Origin of the sequence: Aureibacter tunicatorum, from assembly GCF_036492635.1 — a bacterium.
Lineage (GTDB): Bacteria > Bacteroidota > Bacteroidia > Cytophagales > Cyclobacteriaceae > Aureibacter > Aureibacter tunicatorum.
The window spans coordinates 4,182,373-4,197,837 of record NZ_AP025305.1 but is presented as its reverse complement, the minus strand read 5'-3'; the positions used below and the strand labels follow the sequence as shown (position 1 = coordinate 4,197,837).

The following is a 15,465-nucleotide window of genomic DNA, read 5'->3' as shown; positions in this document are numbered from 1 at the left end:
TAATAGACTTGTAATATCGGATAAAAAATATTTTATTACTTTTTGATGATAAATTGTTGGTTTTATTCCTTCAATCAGATGATTAGAGAAAAAATCGTTTGCGGGGATGGCTGGACATTAACCAAGTGAAATTAAGTGATGAAGTACAAAGGATTGAAAATATGCCTTTTGATAATAGTGTGTTTTTTGAGTTTGAATATCGCTCAGGGACAAACAGATAGCAATAAATTTGACGGACTTTCTCTTGAGAATTACAGTCCGGTGACTTTGGATATTCAGGAAGTTGAAGAGCCTGAGGAAGAGGATGGGAAGAAAAAGAAAAAGAAAGTCAAGAAGAATTTTTACTATGGAAAGAAAACGCGTAAGGGTTATACTCAAAAGGGATATGGAGACAAGGTAGAAATAGAATTTCTTAGTATGTTGAAAGAGCCTTATGATACTTTGGATGCTTTTGTGAGGGATATTTATTGGTATGACTATCAAGAGAGAAAGGTTCGAAAAAGCAGAAACTTCGATAGTTCCAAAGGTGCTTTGTTGCATGGACCTTATAAGAGAATGAAAGGTGATGAAGTATTGGAAGAAGGGATTTTTTACTTTGGAATGAAACATGGAAGATGGACCCGATTTGATGGCAAGGGAATATTGTTGGACAAACAGAAATATTATAAAGGATGGCCTAAGGAGTCGAAGGTTTCTTATTATGTGGATGAGGAAGGTCAGAAAAAAATCAAGGCGGTGCTTCCTGTCGAATATGGAGAGGTGGAAGGGAACTTCTATATGTTTTTTGAATCAGGAAAGGTTGCAGTCAAAGGAGAGTATCAACAGGGCAAGAAAGTTGGCAAGTGGTATGAATACTATGGCAAAACAGGCAAAGTGAAGCGTTTGATTCAATATCCGATCAAATGGTATGATTATGATGAAGGAGACAAAGGCTTTATAGCTAAGGAGTGGAGTATGAGAGGCAAAGTATTGTACAAGTCAGACAAGGAGTTGCCTAAGAGAAAAAGGAGGCGTTAGCTTGGCAAGTCAAAGTCTTCTTTAAATTTTTTATCCATACTGTGATTCACTGCATAAACATATTTGAAGACAGCATCGCACCACTCTGGCAGATCATGGAAGTCTGCCAAATTTTTCATTTTGCGAAATTCTAATATTGGCGCTTTACATCTTTTAGGCCCAACCAAATCCATTTTGCTTCCATATGCTCCTAAAGATTCAATTTCATCGGATACTTTTTGGTCGGGAAAATTTTTTGAGGTAAGATAATCGATTCCGTTAGGAAATCCCTCCAACCATTTTCTGATTGTTAACACATCCAAGGCATGTTTCTTGGGATGATTTGGGAACTTTTGATAAATTCCTTTGAAGAGCGGTTGGTCAAACTTTTCGAAATCGACATTGCAAAATGCGCAGTTCACCATTTCTACCCATTCTTTTCCATGATTTTGCCTGAACATATGTTGTTCGCTTTTAGGCAAGGTCCTATACATAGAGGCAAAATCAGTTCGGCTTAACATGACAAAAACGATTTTTGGGAAGGTGCTTGCTCCCATTTCCGCTTCTCTCACATATCTGTGTATCAATGCAAGAAAGCCGATCATTTGTTGGCTGGGTTCCCATGGAGCGTATTCTGGATGCATTTCTTTAAAGTATCGAAGACCGTCAAGTATAATCGGAACTGTAAATTGCATGCCTGATAGCTTTACAGAGTGATATGGATTGTTAAAGCTATCAAAATGTAATTTTGAGTCGACCAACTCTACTCTTCCTAATTCTTTACGGGATTTTTCTTTTTCACTGTCTTCTTGATTTTCGCTAAAGTCTTGAAGGAGTTGTGGGAACTTCTTGAGATCGATACCTGCAGAGGCTTGTGGGTAAACTTTGAAAGGACTTCTAATAGTGACGACTGCATTAGGCTCTTTGAGCTCGCAAGGGAATGAGAATTGATCGCAAGGTAACTGAAGTGTAGCGGAAGCATCGTTTCTTTGTTGGTCAAGCGATGCGATGATATCTACGATTTGTTGAGCGGTACTGAGCATTAATGCGTAACCATTAGGATTCTCCTCAAATGCGTCTGTGACGAATTCAACATCGCTTCCTCCTCCAATTTCATCGCTTTGCAATTCAAAATTATCAAATTTGGCAATCACGTTTCCCTTTTCACAGGGTTTGTGTTTAACTTGGGGTGGAGTTGCAGAAGCATCTGTCGTTTTTGTAGCTTCATCATTTTCAATAGCTATGGCAGTGTTCCATTCCGAGATTTCAAACTCAAAGCCAACCTTTCTTTGCACGATTTCTTTTTTTATGCCTCCTCTGCTTTTTTTATTTTGGGGAGATGAGTTTCTTGATGATGTGGCTTGGCAAAGAGGCATGTATTGCAATGATCTTTTAAATATAATATAGCAGACGATGATTTGTTTTGTCGGGAAGAAAGTTCATAGAAAATATGTGTTCTTGTGCTTTTTTAATAAATTAAGAGTAGGAGAAAATGCTGATGGATTATCTAAGTAACCATTGTTTTTCTTTGAAGTATTGATAGAAAATTTTTTGACATTAAATAATTGTTATGGGACAGAATTCAAAACCTACATATCCAACTACTTTTGGTCCGATGCCGGATGCGGAAGGTTATTTTGGAGAATATGGCGGACAAATTATTCCGCCAGAGCTTAAGCAAATTATGGATGAGATCACTGATGCTTATGAGGAGATCAAGAATACGGATGATTTTAAAAACGAATTGGCTTATTTGTTCAAGCATTATGTAGGGAGACCAAGTCCAGTGTTTCATGCTAAGAGGCTATCGGATAAAATAGGCGGAGCGGATATTTATCTTAAAAGGGAAGATTTGAATCATACTGGTGCTCATAAGATAAATCATTGTTTAGGAGAGGCATTATTGGCCAAGCATATGGGCAAAACAAAAGTATTGGCCGAAACAGGAGCTGGCCAACACGGCGTAGCCTTGGCGACAGCTTGTGCTCTAGTGGGCATTGAATGCGAGATTCACATGGGAGAAATTGATATCGCCAAAGAGTTGCCAAATGTGACTAAAATGAAGGTGCTAGGATGCAAGTTGATTCCAGTTTCTCGAGGTACTAGAACGCTTAAAGATGCTGTGGACAGTGCTTTTGAAGAGTATCTGAAAAATCCGAAAGATTTCTTCTATGCGATTGGCTCAGTGGTAGGTCCGCATCCTTTTCCTATGATGGTGAGGGATTTTCAAAGCATTATAGGCAAGGAAGCCAGAGAACAATTTGTGGAAATGAATGGTGGACTTCCAGATATTGTCACGGCTTGCGTTGGCGGTGGGTCTAATGCGATAGGTCTTTTTACAGCATTCCTAAAGGATGAGTCAGTAGAAGTTGTTGGCGTAGAGCCGGCAGGAAAAGGCCTTGACACACCAGACCATGCCGCTACATTGACACTTGGAGAAAAAGGTGCTATTCATGGTTTCAAATGTTATAATCTGCAAGACGAAGCGGGAGAGCCATTGCCGGTGTATTCTATCGCATCCGGCTTGGATTACCCAGGTGTAGGACCTCAACACTGTTATTTGAAAGATATAGACAGAGTTCGTTATGAATCTATCACTGATGATGAGTGCTTGGAGGCTTTCATGACTTTGTCTAGAGTCGAAGGAATAGTTCCTGCTTTGGAAAGCTCTCATGCTGTGGCATTTGCAATGAAAGAAGCTGAAAGAGTGGGTAAAGGAAAGAAAATCTTGGTGAATTTATCCGGTAGAGGTGATAAAGATCTTGATTTTGTAGTAAGCAAATTAGGCTTGTGATAATTTATTTCTGACATAAAAAGTGTAATCCTGAAATTTCTGAATTTGAAGTTTCAGGATTTTTTATTTCAACACTTTTTTCATCTTATACTCATCCAGCCCATTGCCAAAGCCATCTTTTATTATTTCATAAGTCACGAATCCGTAGCGATTGAATAATTGCTCCATCAATTGAGTTGTATTGATTACGATGTCAAAGAGTTTGCCTTCAGAGAGAATTCGTGTTTCTATGGTCTTGTAAAATTCGTCAGCAACTTTTAGCAGTCTGTTGGAGCCAAGCGAGTTGTTTTCAAACATCACCCAAGGCATGCCATGAATCTTATCTTTGGTGTAGTATCCACCACATCCAATTATTTTATTGCCCAACACGATTACAAAATAATTTTTGTCAGCATATTGGTCTAAAAAGTCTTTAAAGTAAATATTTTCGTCTTCATTGAAATACTTTGGAGTATTTGAGGCAAGAATTTCAAGCAATCTTGGTTTGTGGCTCGAGTTATAAGGCAATAAAGTAATTAGGCTCATGATTATGTTGTTTGACAAACTTACAACGAAAAAATAGAATGGTTCATATAATTAACAAGCCATCATTTTGGATGGCTTGTTAATTCATTAATGCGGATCAATAGTTAAAAATTGGCTAATATCAAAAGAGCAGAAGCTAGTTTGCCATAAATATGGACCATTAGTCCCTTCTCTGATCTTACTTTAGAGGCATCTTGAATACCTGTTTTTTCAATTAACCAATTGAAAAATACTTCAACAGGTTGTCTGACACTAGAAATTGCTTTTCCCCATTGTTTTCTAAAAGCATGGGCAAACTCTCTGTAATATGGAGATTCTCCTTTTACTAATTTCTCAGGTGTAAGTAATGATACATTGTTATTTTTGTACAATAAATCCTCTAATTCATGGTCAGCATATGCTTTATCCGCAAAGACTTTACAATTTTTTAAACCAGCCAATACACCTTTTACTGGTGGTAAATCATGATTAGATGCTTTAGTGATTCCTATAAGCTCTGGAGTAGGCATTTTGTCAATAACTCTTAATGAAACCATATGTAGCTTAACACCATAATAATGTATTTTTTTACTCGATGAATATGTTTTATCAGCAATATTTGACGCAACTTTCCCATTACCTCTTCCTTTAGAAAGTATAATTGGCATTGAGTCAATTAAACGGTCTGTTTGTTCTAAATCATGACCAGATAAAAGCGTTTCAACTAAACTATTAACAAGCATAGGCAAAATAGATTCTAAACGATTTAAACGTTTTGAAAAAGCTTGATAACTAGGCAAATGAGGAAACCAATCTTTCCAGTAATTTTGAATGAAACGATGTATTTTCTTAATCTTAAATACTTCTTCTTCAATAACTGAAAAGAAATAACAAGTCAGGATTTCAACATCACTAAACTTCCCTTCATTGGAATTATTACTGAATCGTTGACAAAAATATCTCAAATGAGTGTTATATTGATTGGAGATATAGCTGTAGAGTGTTATTAATCTTAATTTTATTGGCATAAAACTAAGTTAAAACTCTTAGCTATATTTTTATTACCTAAATCTTACTGTTGATTCGCATCATTAATATTTAGAAGAGGCTAATTTTTTAAGACTTTATGCTCTTCGATTTTTCCTGTTGAGAGATTCTTAATGGTTACGATATAAATTCCATTAGGGTGATTAGTTAAGTCAATATTAGCTTTTTGGCTATTTTTCGATGTACTTGAGATGATTTTTCCATTAATATCAGCGACAGTTATATTTATTTCTTCATTAGTATTATTGCCGATGATATTGACTAACCCTTCCGTTGGCACTGGAGATAACGAATATATATTACTGGCTTCTTTAATATTTAGTATTGTGTTCACTTCTGCAACTACCGAGTTGCTTGAATGAATTGAATTTGAAGGTCGCAAACGGTAGTGATATTGTTCTCCATTAGTGAGGTCGTTGTCGATGAATTTATTACCGTTTTGACTTGTGGAGCCGACAGCCGTAAAGTCGTCACTACCTACTAGTGCTCGTTCGATTATATACCCTGTTTCGTTGTCAGCATTATCTTTCCATAATAATGTATTAGCATTGTAATTATTAGAAGCAGAAAGTTCCGATGGCATGGCAACATCGTTGCTTGGAGCGCTAAAATCATATGAAGAATGTTGTTTCCTTACAGCAATCGCCTCGCGCATTTTTTCAAATTGTCCTTCTGAAAAATGTTCTTGACATCCGGAATAATAGCTCATAATATTACGTGTGTCAGGGTTGTAAAGCTGACCGAATCGGTCTCTATCATTACCTGTGTACTCACATGTTTCTGTATCCCAATTTAAATAGTTAAAATCAGCCCCAGGGTCAGCGGGAGTGTCACAAAGTCCGTCAGCTGCCGTGTCGCAGTTTGATTGTTCTCCTGCACGGACAACATTTTCCGCTTCAGGTGAAAAAGGGTCAAAAATTCGACCACTGCCTGCGGAATTAAAAGTATGAACTAAGCCAAAAAAGTGTCCGAAGTGATGAACTGGAGCAAATTCACTAGCATTAATAAAGCAATTTTTGATAAGAACTCTAGTTGATCGGATATCATCAAATGGGTGATAAGAATATCCAGATGTGCCGGCGCAAGCTTCATTGCTTGAGTAGTTCAGGCTGCCGTTAATAGAATTGACAAAGTATACATTTATAGCTTGATTGTTGTCTGAGCCTTGAGCCAAATCATTTTCCTCTCTGTCTTCGAAGTCGTAATATTCCGAATTGTTGATGAATTTAAAATCAGTAATGAAAAATTGATAATAAAGGGGTTTCAAATGTTTATTGATGACATAAATGAATTTGTTAATATCCTCCCAATTGATGGCTCCAGTTTGATCATCTGCAGTTACAATATGAAGTTGAATGGGTAAATATTTTATTGTAGTATCATCTTCATTTGACGTTGCCCTTTTTGAATGAAAAGCTTGAGCTTTAAGGTTGTAATCTAGTTGTTGTTGAAAAGATAGGGGTTGCGTTAAGCATGGTTCATTAGATTGTGCAATAGAATTGAAGCCTAAGACTGATAGTAAGGCTGTGATATAAAGTTTGTTCATTTTTAGGGGGTTAAATTTAAGCAATATTTAGTAGTAAGTTATTTTTTCAGAGCTTTGAGCTCTTCGATTTTGCCAGTTTTAAGATTTTCGATTGTAATGAAATACGGACCGTTAGTAAATGAGCTTAGATCTACGTTGATACCTTCATTAAGCATCGATTTTTGAGTTGATATTAAAACTTTGCCATTTATGTCAGAGATAGTAATATTGAGTTTGTCTCCAATGTTGTTTCCATTGATATTTAAAATTTCATCAGTAGGTACTGGAGAAAGTACATATGAGCTATTTATTTTCTCGGTATTAAGTATCGTATTATCCTGTAAAAAGAAAGCAGGTCCAGGTTGAGATGAATTTGATGGTCGTAATCTGTATTTATAAACCCTATCAGAATTTACATCATTATCAATAAAAGTGGTCTCGTTTGGAGTAGTACCTCCTATTGCAATAAATTCATTGGAGTCAATCAGAGCTCTTTCGATGATGTAGCCTGTCTCATTATCGGCATTATCTTTCCATGTGATGATATTTGAATTGTAAATGTTTTTAGTTGCTGATAATTCGGATGGTTCAAGCACATTAGTGCTTGATGCCGAGAAATCATAAGAATTGTGCATACCCCTCACTGCCAGACCTTCCTTCATTTTTTCAATTTGTTCAGGAACAAATTCTTGCTGACAGCCTGTATAATTACTCATCATATTTCTAACTGGTGGGGTGTATATAGCTCCATTTCTGTCGCGTATTTCCTCAGTAAAAGTGCATGTTCTTCTATCCCAGTTTGGTGTTGTAAAGTTTGCGCCCGGATCGGTATCTGTTGAACATAATCCGTCAGTGACAATATCACAATTATCTTTGTTTTCAATAAAACGATCTCCTAAGTTGTTGACTTCATCATTATAGGTGTGTTTTAGCCCAAAAAAATGTCCAAACTCATGGATTGCAGTCATGTCACCTACAACAGCGCAGTTCTTTAGAACTATTCTTGTGGATTTTATATTATCAAACGGAAGGTAAGCATAACCAAAAGTTCCTTCGCATTGGTTTTCATCATCTTTGATCGAATTGACGAAATAAATATTAATGGCTTGATGACTGTCATTTCCTTCAGCCATTAGACTTTCATCTGAGGATGGATTTTTTAGATCAAAAAAAGTTGAATTATGAATTAAGTTGTATTCAGATATAAAGAACTGAACGCCTATATATCTATAATATTTACAGACCTTACTTACGAACTCATTGATGTCTTTTTTTACAAGGCCTCCTGTCTTATCATCTTTGGAGACGATATGTATTTTTAAGGGTAAATATCTGACTTCATTTATATCTATTGTTTTGCCGCTTGCATGATAAGCATTGGCTTTTATATTATAATCCAATTGTTGATTCTCATTCAAGGGTTGAGGAATGCAGTTTAAATTTTCTTGGGTATAAGCATTGAATCCTAATATGGAAAATAAGGCTGTGATATAAAGTTTTTTCATGATTTTATTGAAAGGTTTAATAATAATATAAATAAAAAAGGGTTTGTATGGAAATTGAATGTGTAAAATTGTATTTTGTTGACAATAAATTATTTGTATTATATTGTTGAATACAGATCTGTTTTTGTCAAAATGGCTTGTGTGATGTCCTGAGAGGTGGAAAAGAATTAAAAATTGGAAGGTCTAATTTTATTGAAAATGTTAATTTACTATTGATGAAAAAGTTGAATATATATTAATATATGATTCAAAGGTTTGGTGTTTCTGATTTTAAATTGTTTTATTTTACGATTAAACAAGGCATGTTCTTTGTGTGGTTGAAACTTTAAAGTTTAGCTTTCGTCTATAGATTTAATTTTTTGAAATAAAATAATCTATGACTATGGAAGAGATAATGAGGGATGATGATGAAATAAAAATCAAAGAAAATACGATGATTTCTACAGGAGAACAACAGCCTTCACAAGCCTTTGTGGCAGTGTCTTGGGGAGCGATGCTGGTAGGTATTGCAGCTTATCTGATAGGATTGTGGAATTCAGACATGTTGCTCAATGAAAAAGGTTATTACTTTACGATTTTGCTGTTTGGCTTGTTTTCTGTGGTTTCAGTGCAGAAAAATGTTCGGGATAAAATGGAGGGTATCCCTGTTTCGAATATTTATATGGGCGTAAGTTATGCAATGTCGGGCATTTCTTTGGCATTATTGGTTATTGGGCTGTGGAATGCGGAGTTGTTGCTGAGTGAGAAAGGTTTTTTCGGAATGTCTTTCGTATTAAGCTTGTTTTCTTCAATTGCTGTTCAGAAGAATATTAGGGATATGAAGTAGAAGGATCATCTGAAAATAACAAAGTTGTAAGCTATTCAATATTCAGCTATTGAATAGCTTTTTTGTTTTTTGGTTAAAAAGAACCTTTGTTGTCAAGCTATGTTCAAGTATAAATGTATGCTTCAGTTTCACATAGTCAAAAATGCAGGAAAAAAGACAAAGCGGTTCAGTCGAATCTGCAACCGATTCAAGCATTGATGAGCCAAGAAGCATTTGAAACATTAACATCTTCCGGGAAATATCGATTTACGCAATATAGAAAAGAGCCTGTTCTTAAGATTATAGATGATATGCTTGTTCAATACAGAGAATTGTCATCCCAATCAGACGGAATGTATGAGCAAATGTCTCTTCGAGATCAAGATTTTGAACTGCACAGATCTCATTTTAAGCATTTGAATGATTTATTGAGGAAACAGATCAATCAAATGAATGATTTGATAAGGAGGTTGCATTGGATTCGTATACATCAAAGACTTGCAGAAGAGCATGGAGAGGGATTCGAGGACTTGCATTCCTTGCTTTTGGATATTGAGAAGTCTTTCGAGCCTGAAAGTGCAACTCTACCTGATGATATTTTTTCCTCTCTTGTTAAAAATGGTTTTGTTTGGGACGAAGTTATAAAGTCTTCGGCTTTAGCAAGCGAATGGAGTAAAGGTTTAGAGTCATCTTCTTGCTACACAAGATTATCCAAAGAGCAATTACATTCTTTATCCGCTGAGGATTTGGTTGTGATGGAATTAAAATTAGTCGCTTGTGAGAAAGAGATTGAAGAAAGCATTGAGAAAATAGAGGATGAAACAAGAGGCATGCATGTTGAAATGTCACGAGCTGAAAACAGATTGGCGAAGGCGAACTCAGATCACAGAGTTTTAATTCATCAACAACTAAAATTACTTCACGAGCTGGAGATGGTTATTAATCATTGGCATCATCAACAACCAATTTTGTCTGAAGCTATGGATGATTCTCGTAAACTTCCTTTGAGCATTAGGGGGATTATGATGTTGATGAACGATATGGATTTGGAGCACTGTCGTTTGATAAGCAAGCTGATAAAGCATGACTATCGATTATGGCTCCCAGACGATTTTCAAAATACTGAGCACTGTCATCGCTTGTGGGGAAAATTGACAAAAGGAGATACTGAAAACTTTGTTCTTGAAGAAGCTCAAGGCGCTAGTGTTGATAGAAGTTTGGGGTTGCCAGAAAATATTATCTGGGATGATATGAATGAAGACTCCACAAAATTCAAAGATCAAGTTTTTTCATATTTTGCGAAGATATTGCGAAGCGCGAGTGGGTATAGTATGTTGGCCAGTCTGTTGGAAATGGATGATAACACATGGTTGCGTGATAGAATAAATTCTGAGGCTTTATACGAGTCTTCATTGGTTTCTTTTGAAGATGTGGCGAGAAAGGAAGAACTAGATTCAGATTTCAAATATTTTGAAAAAGCTGAAAATGTTGCTTCTATTCATGATGCCTCCACATGCAAAAAGGCAACAATTAAGCCTTTGTCAATTAGGAAAGAAGTTGCGGGAAGAGATGGTTTTAAGCTGTTTTGTTGTGAGGGGAATAATGATGTGAGTTTGGAGTTTCCGGAGGAGTTGGATTATCCCCAATTTTTGGTGCCTGTGGGAAAGGTGGATTCTGTCGGAAATGCGGCCATGAGCTGGCAGCCTCCCTTTGTTCAATTTGCAGGAGGGTTATATTGCTTGCTATTGCTTCAAAACGGAATTAGGTCAGTAAAGAACTTAAGGTCTTCAAGTTATATTTTTGAAAATGAATTGAGGGCTCAAGTGAATTTAGCGTCGAAATACTTGCAGCAGGATGCTTTGGATTGCACAAGTGGAGAGTCTCTGAGAGGACTGGATATGACAAGGTATAAAATGCCTCGCAGGCTTGAAAATGAATATTTTGTATATACATTGAGGCATAAAGATGGGTCAAAAACGGACTTTGCTTCATCAGGAAGTGTGGAGGTTTCTAGTTCGGAGCACGATCCAGGAGACGCCGATTTTAGTAGCGAGGAAAAATTCTATTTGTCGAGAGAAGAAGAAATTAAACGCAAGTTCAATGAAAAATTTGATCACATTCCCAAACATGAATCGGAAAGAAGAAGAGAGGCTTTTGATTTATTTAGAAAAATAACAGAATTCCAGACGAGTAAGGAGTTTGATTCTTTGCCTAGCAGAGAGAGAACAGATATTTCTGAATTAGAAGAATTAAGGTTATGGTCGGAGGCTAAAAGGTGTGATTTTAAAGCTCATCAAGATGTTCATTTAGGTTCGTCCAAAGCATTGACTAATAGTTTGGAAAGAGAAAGATCCATATTGCCCGATTTGAAAGCGTTGCTAACGGGAGGTCATGAATATACGCATGAGACAGTATTGGTTCAAGTTCATATAGGAGAAGAAGGGCATTTGGAATTGATGAAGAAAGCTTATCAGAGCTTAAGGCAAAATGCGGCGCCTGGAGCTGAGGGAACCCAAGTTGCGGAATCCGATGCAGGGACATTGTTGAATGTTTCTTTGCTGGGCACGGTTAAATCCTTGGCTGACGAAAGCACTCTTAGTGTTGTGAATAAAACAATGCCCGGACATATGCTTCATCCGGGCGCTGTATTGAGACAAGTTGTGTTATCAGATCGAAAGTTGATGATTAGAACCACAGGAATTGGAAAGGGAGTATTTCCTAAGCTTAACAATCTTTTGGCTTCTACTATTTGGGAGCCTGTGGATGCTAAAATAAGAGAAAGTTTGCTTCAAGATTAATCAATCATATCGTAAAGTTGATTGATCCTATTTATGCTCTCTTCAGGTTGTTGGAAGAGACTTTGAATATGGCCTGAGTTTGACTTCCAAAATAATTTTGGATGTTGCGCTGACGCAAATAATTTTTCGGCTCTATGAAAAGGAACATATTTGTCATTCTCGCTATGGATGATCAATTTCGGAGTGTTTTTAATCATTGCAATATCCCTTATCGCAACATAATCTTGATTGAAATTATCAGGGTTCGTTTGAGCTTTTTCTTTTAAAAATCCCGCAGGAGCCATGTCTATTGCGCAAGCTTGAGCGGATTCAACACATCCGTCTAGCACAAGCCCGTCAATATAACTTTTGTAATCTGATGCTAGCTTGATAGCTACTTGTCCTCCAAGAGACATTCCGTAAAGGATAGTTTTTGAAGAGTCGTTATCATTTTTGTTTAAATATAGTTCAAAAGCCTTTTTTGTATCAGAGAGGACGTTTTTATAATCAGGGATGCCAGTTGATTTACCAAATGAGCGCCAGTCAAGGGTATGAACCTCATATCCCGCATTTGTTAGTACTTTGATCTGATTAAGGTATTTGGAAATATTGCCACCAGCTCCATGAATGAGAAAAATGTCAGCTTTTTTATTCAAACTATTGGAAGGAAACTTATAAGTATAAATATTGATCTTATCATCTATTTGCAAAACAGTTTCTTCATAAGTTATTGAAGACATGTCATCGAGGTTTTTGACTGGGAAGTAATATAGTTTGCTTTCGTCATTTTTGATGGCGGCGATGATTCTGTCGGTTATCGCTTGAATATTGGGGTTGGTAAAATAAACGATTGCGCCTGAGATTAGACTGATTGAAATTATGGAAATGATTGTGATGAATGTGATTTTTATAGCCTTTGTCATGATGTTGTTATTTAAATACAAAGGCAATTTGTCTCATTCAGGTATATTAAAATAATTAAATAGCCTGAACAGTTGATTAGAGCTACTGAATTGTTTAATGTGTTAACTTAGCGGGAGACTGTTTTTGAAAGTGAATTTTTATCAACATAATAGCCGAATACACAACCAACAATATAGCAAATGAGATCGCTCCATAGAAAACCATGGCCTAATATTAAAGCGCCTAGCTTTGTCGCTCGAACTTGAAGAATCCATTCAGCTTGATAGAGCTGGCTAATTTCTATTGTAAAGCAAAATATCAACGCGAAATAAAGCGCTGTCTGTATTCTTATATGAGTGAATACCATTCTTGTTCCCCAATAGATCATTAAAGCCCATAAAGTGTCGCCGGCATATGCGGCTATAAAATTAGGCAACAAGTAGTCAAATTTTCTGGAGCCAAGACCAAGAAGAATAGTGCTTATGAAAAGTAGAAAATATTGAAAGCGCTTAGTCTGTGTGGTTTTCATTTAAATATTTTTGATCAGTTCTTCCAATGCTTTTAAGTGTTCTTTAAAAGCTTGTCGTCCTTCAGCTGTGGCTTTGAATGTTGTGTTGGGCTTTTTGCCAATAAATTGCTTTTTGATGGCAATGTATCCCGCTTTTTCGAGTGCGGTTGTATGACTGGCCAAATTGCCGTCTGTCGCGTTTAGTTTTTCCTTAAGAAACTTGAAGTCGACTTCTTCTTGAACCATTAATATGGACATTACCCCAAGGCGAAGCCGATTTTCAAATGCCTTTTGCAGTTTGCTAATGACTTCTTTCAACTCTTTCGTATTTTAAGTAAGTGATGATACCGTATATGATGTGGAAAAGCCCGAATCCTGCGATCCAAAACTCAGTGCCGTATTTCAATAAGAATATTGACGCGAATGCTAGAGCTATTTCTGATATGCCCAAATAAAACAACTCTTTGTGAGTGAACTTTGAAGCTGAAACTACAGAAATGCCATATATTAACAACATCATTGGTGGCAATAAATCAAAATGACCGTAATAAATCAAAGCTAGGCAAAATACTCCTCCGCTTAAAAAAGGAATAAGCGAGTGTATGATGAGTTCTTGAGTTGTCTTATCCCAAAAATTAATATTTTCCTTGCTTGCTTTTCTCTTGGAAAAAAAGATGCCTGATACGCATGCGCTGGCCATGATTATAAAAGCTAATCCTAGTCCGTGTAAAATGTAATCATTGATTTGAGGGATTTCACCAGCTGCAATTTGACTGAAATACGCTTCGATAATATATTTCTTGCCATATAAAGCGCCTAATATAGCAAATATGCCGGCAAATATACCTGACAGTCCGCTGAGGGATATGAATTTTGAAGATTGAGCCATTAGGCTCTTAATTTCATTTATATCTTCCAAGTATTGTTCTGCGGATTTTTCTTCGTTCATTATCTGGTATTTTATTTTTCGTCTCAATTTAAGAATCTTAATACATCTCTGAAACTAAAAAGGGAATTCCTTTCAAATTCGTCATGTCAATAAAGCCAATATCATTTAGCTTTCTTCGTTAATATCAACGCTGAGAAATATTCGTCATATGAACTGAAATTTTTTTTTAGTTTATTTGAAACCTTTTATTAATTTGGTGAAAGAAAATAGTGTAGGTTAATAGTATGAGCTTTTTATTTAAAGATTTTGCAGGTTGGAAAACCTATTGCGAGGAGAATAATTGTTCTCTTGCCAAGCCTGTGTTGGAGTATGAAGAGACTCAAAGGGGTAGGAATGAAGATGAAGTTCGTTCAGGGTTGCTTCATGCTTATACTGTAATGAAGGATGCTATCAAGACAGGATTGGAGGAGGATATGAAATCCAACTCTGGCATGATAGACAACGGGGCTAAAAAGGTTTTCAATAATCCTATTACAGTTCTTTCTCCAGAATTCCAAAAGCTTATATCCAGAGCCTTGGCGGCAAAAGAGGTAAACTCATGCATGGGGAGAGTGGTGGCGGCGCCTACTGCAGGAGCCTCTGGGATTTTACCAGGTGTGATGTATACTTTGCAAGAGCAGCATAGCCTGACAGACGAGCAAATCGCCGAAGGACTATTGGTTGCGGCGGGAATTGCTTTGATTATTGAGTATAATGCTTCTTTGGCTGGAGCCGTTGGAGGCTGTCAGGCGGAAACAGGAAGTGCTGCGGCGATGGGAGCCGGAGCAATAGTATATTGCTTGGGAGGAAACATAGATCAAGTATTTAATGCTGTTGGCATTACGATCCAATGCATGTTGGGCTTGGTATGCGATCCTGTGGCAGGGTTGGTGGAAGTCCCTTGTGTTGTAAGAAATGCAAGCGCTGCGTCGATATCTTTTTCTTCAGCCCAGATTGCAATTTCCAATGTAAGTTCCGTTATCCCTGTAGATGAATGTATTGAAGCTATGGCGGAAGTAAGCGAAAGCATGGAGAGCAGATACAAAGAAACGGCTCTTGGCGGTTTGGCTGCAACACTTACAGGCAAAAAGATTTCGAAAAGAGTTCTAATTCAAGATATTGAGATACTTGAGGATGAACAAAATGAAGACGAATAATTAACAGTATATGACA

Annotated in this window: 14 protein-coding genes; 5 read left to right on the top strand and 9 right to left on the bottom strand. The window is 36.7% G+C overall.

The genetic code is table 11. The annotated features are described in order from the left end of the window. Positions 1-186 precede the first annotated feature (186 nt). A complete protein-coding gene (locus AABK36_RS17605; RefSeq protein WP_309936464.1) occupies positions 187-1,017 on the top strand; it encodes a toxin-antitoxin system YwqK family antitoxin in 831 nt (276 codons plus the stop codon). Here the strand turns inward: AABK36_RS17605 and AABK36_RS17600 are convergent. Next, the gene (locus tag AABK36_RS17600; protein WP_309936462.1) at positions 1,014-2,372 is read right to left on the bottom strand and encodes a hypothetical protein; all 1,359 of its coding nucleotides are present in this window, start codon (positions 2,370-2,372) and stop codon (positions 1,014-1,016) included. The two genes, AABK36_RS17605 and AABK36_RS17600, sit on opposite strands and share 4 nt — an antisense overlap. Before the next feature lie 194 nt (positions 2,373-2,566). Here AABK36_RS17600 and trpB point away from each other — a divergent pair, with 194 nt between their 5' ends. Further along, positions 2,567-3,790, top strand: coding sequence for a tryptophan synthase subunit beta (trpB, locus tag AABK36_RS17595; RefSeq protein ID WP_309936461.1), 1,224 nt, complete (start codon positions 2,567-2,569; stop codon positions 3,788-3,790). A 63-nt stretch (positions 3,791-3,853) separates the two neighbouring features. Here trpB and AABK36_RS17590 read toward each other — a convergent pair whose 3' ends face one another. The 4 genes from AABK36_RS17590 to AABK36_RS17575 form a co-directional block, all read right to left on the bottom strand. Then, entirely contained in the window at positions 3,854-4,315 is a 462-nt protein-coding gene (locus AABK36_RS17590; RefSeq protein ID WP_309936460.1) for an N-acetyltransferase, read from the bottom strand. Positions 4,316-4,419: 104 nt separating this feature from the next. Continuing rightward, positions 4,420-5,322: a transposase gene (locus tag AABK36_RS17585; protein ID WP_338390291.1), complete on the bottom strand. Its 903-nt coding sequence runs from the start codon at positions 5,320-5,322 to the stop codon at positions 4,420-4,422. Positions 5,323-5,402: 80 nt separating this feature from the next. Continuing rightward, positions 5,403-6,887 (bottom strand): zinc-dependent metalloprotease, encoded by a 1,485-nt coding sequence (locus tag AABK36_RS17580; RefSeq protein ID WP_309939952.1) that lies wholly within the window; start codon positions 6,885-6,887, stop codon positions 5,403-5,405. Between the two features lie 38 nt (positions 6,888-6,925). Then, on the bottom strand, positions 6,926-8,371 hold the full coding sequence (locus tag AABK36_RS17575) for a T9SS type A sorting domain-containing protein (protein ID WP_309939953.1): 1,446 nt from the start codon (positions 8,369-8,371) through the stop codon (positions 6,926-6,928). A 433-nt stretch (positions 8,372-8,804) separates the two neighbouring features. Between AABK36_RS17575 and yiaA the strand changes: the two genes are divergently transcribed. After that, positions 8,805-9,197 (top strand): inner membrane protein YiaA, encoded by a 393-nt coding sequence (yiaA, locus tag AABK36_RS17570; RefSeq protein WP_309940435.1) that lies wholly within the window; start codon positions 8,805-8,807, stop codon positions 9,195-9,197. Positions 9,198-9,310: 113 nt separating this feature from the next. Continuing rightward, positions 9,311-11,974 carry a hypothetical protein gene (locus AABK36_RS17565; RefSeq protein ID WP_309939955.1) on the top strand — a complete coding sequence of 888 codons (2,664 nt, stop codon included), beginning with the start codon at positions 9,311-9,313 and terminating at the stop codon, positions 11,972-11,974. Here AABK36_RS17565 and AABK36_RS17560 read toward each other — a convergent pair. The 4 genes from AABK36_RS17560 to AABK36_RS17545 form a co-directional block, all read right to left on the bottom strand. Then, a complete protein-coding gene (locus tag AABK36_RS17560) occupies positions 11,971-12,876 on the bottom strand; it encodes an alpha/beta hydrolase (protein WP_309939956.1) in 906 nt (301 codons plus the stop codon). The genes AABK36_RS17565 and AABK36_RS17560 overlap by 4 nt on opposite strands. Before the next feature lie 107 nt (positions 12,877-12,983). After that, positions 12,984-13,385: a ribosomal maturation YjgA family protein gene (locus tag AABK36_RS17555; RefSeq protein ID WP_309939957.1), complete on the bottom strand. Its 402-nt coding sequence runs from the start codon at positions 13,383-13,385 to the stop codon at positions 12,984-12,986. After that, complete coding sequence (locus AABK36_RS17550) at positions 13,386-13,682, bottom strand: winged helix-turn-helix domain-containing protein (protein WP_309939959.1); 297 nt, start codon at positions 13,680-13,682, stop codon at positions 13,386-13,388. Beyond that, positions 13,666-14,313 carry a hypothetical protein gene (locus AABK36_RS17545; protein ID WP_309939961.1) on the bottom strand — a complete coding sequence of 216 codons (648 nt, stop codon included), beginning with the start codon at positions 14,311-14,313 and terminating at the stop codon, positions 13,666-13,668. Before AABK36_RS17545 ends, AABK36_RS17550 begins: the two co-directional genes overlap by 17 nt. Positions 14,314-14,537: 224 nt before the next feature. On the opposite strand from AABK36_RS17545, the gene sdaAA reads away from it, so the two are divergent. Next, the gene (gene sdaAA, locus AABK36_RS17540) at positions 14,538-15,449 is read left to right on the top strand and encodes an L-serine ammonia-lyase, iron-sulfur-dependent, subunit alpha (protein ID WP_309939963.1); all 912 of its coding nucleotides are present in this window, start codon (positions 14,538-14,540) and stop codon (positions 15,447-15,449) included. Positions 15,450-15,465: the final 16 nt, after the last annotated feature.

Bases quoted from the DNA above. Each gene is read 5' to 3' on its own strand.
- sdaAA (WP_309939963.1), top strand. From the start codon at position 14,538: ATGAGCTTTTTATTTAAAGATTTTGCAGGTTGGAAAACCTATTGCGAG.
- AABK36_RS17560 (WP_309939956.1), bottom strand. From the start codon at position 12,876: ATGACAAAGGCTATAAAAATCACATTCATCACAATCATTTCCATAATT.
- AABK36_RS17580 (WP_309939952.1), bottom strand. From the start codon at position 6,887: ATGAACAAACTTTATATCACAGCCTTACTATCAGTCTTAGGCTTCAAT.
- AABK36_RS17575 (WP_309939953.1), bottom strand. From the start codon at position 8,371: ATGAAAAAACTTTATATCACAGCCTTATTTTCCATATTAGGATTCAAT.
- AABK36_RS17600 (WP_309936462.1), bottom strand. From the start codon at position 2,372: ATGCCTCTTTGCCAAGCCACATCATCAAGAAACTCATCTCCCCAAAAT.
- AABK36_RS17565 (WP_309939955.1), top strand. From the start codon at position 9,311: ATGTATGCTTCAGTTTCACATAGTCAAAAATGCAGGAAAAAAGACAAA.
- AABK36_RS17555 (WP_309939957.1), bottom strand. From the start codon at position 13,385: ATGAAAACCACACAGACTAAGCGCTTTCAATATTTTCTACTTTTCATA.
- trpB (WP_309936461.1), top strand. From the start codon at position 2,567: ATGGGACAGAATTCAAAACCTACATATCCAACTACTTTTGGTCCGATG.
- AABK36_RS17585 (WP_338390291.1), bottom strand. From the start codon at position 5,322: ATGCCAATAAAATTAAGATTAATAACACTCTACAGCTATATCTCCAAT.
- yiaA (WP_309940435.1), top strand. From the start codon at position 8,805: ATGATTTCTACAGGAGAACAACAGCCTTCACAAGCCTTTGTGGCAGTG.
- AABK36_RS17590 (WP_309936460.1), bottom strand. From the start codon at position 4,315: ATGAGCCTAATTACTTTATTGCCTTATAACTCGAGCCACAAACCAAGA.
- AABK36_RS17545 (WP_309939961.1), bottom strand. From the start codon at position 14,313: ATGAACGAAGAAAAATCCGCAGAACAATACTTGGAAGATATAAATGAA.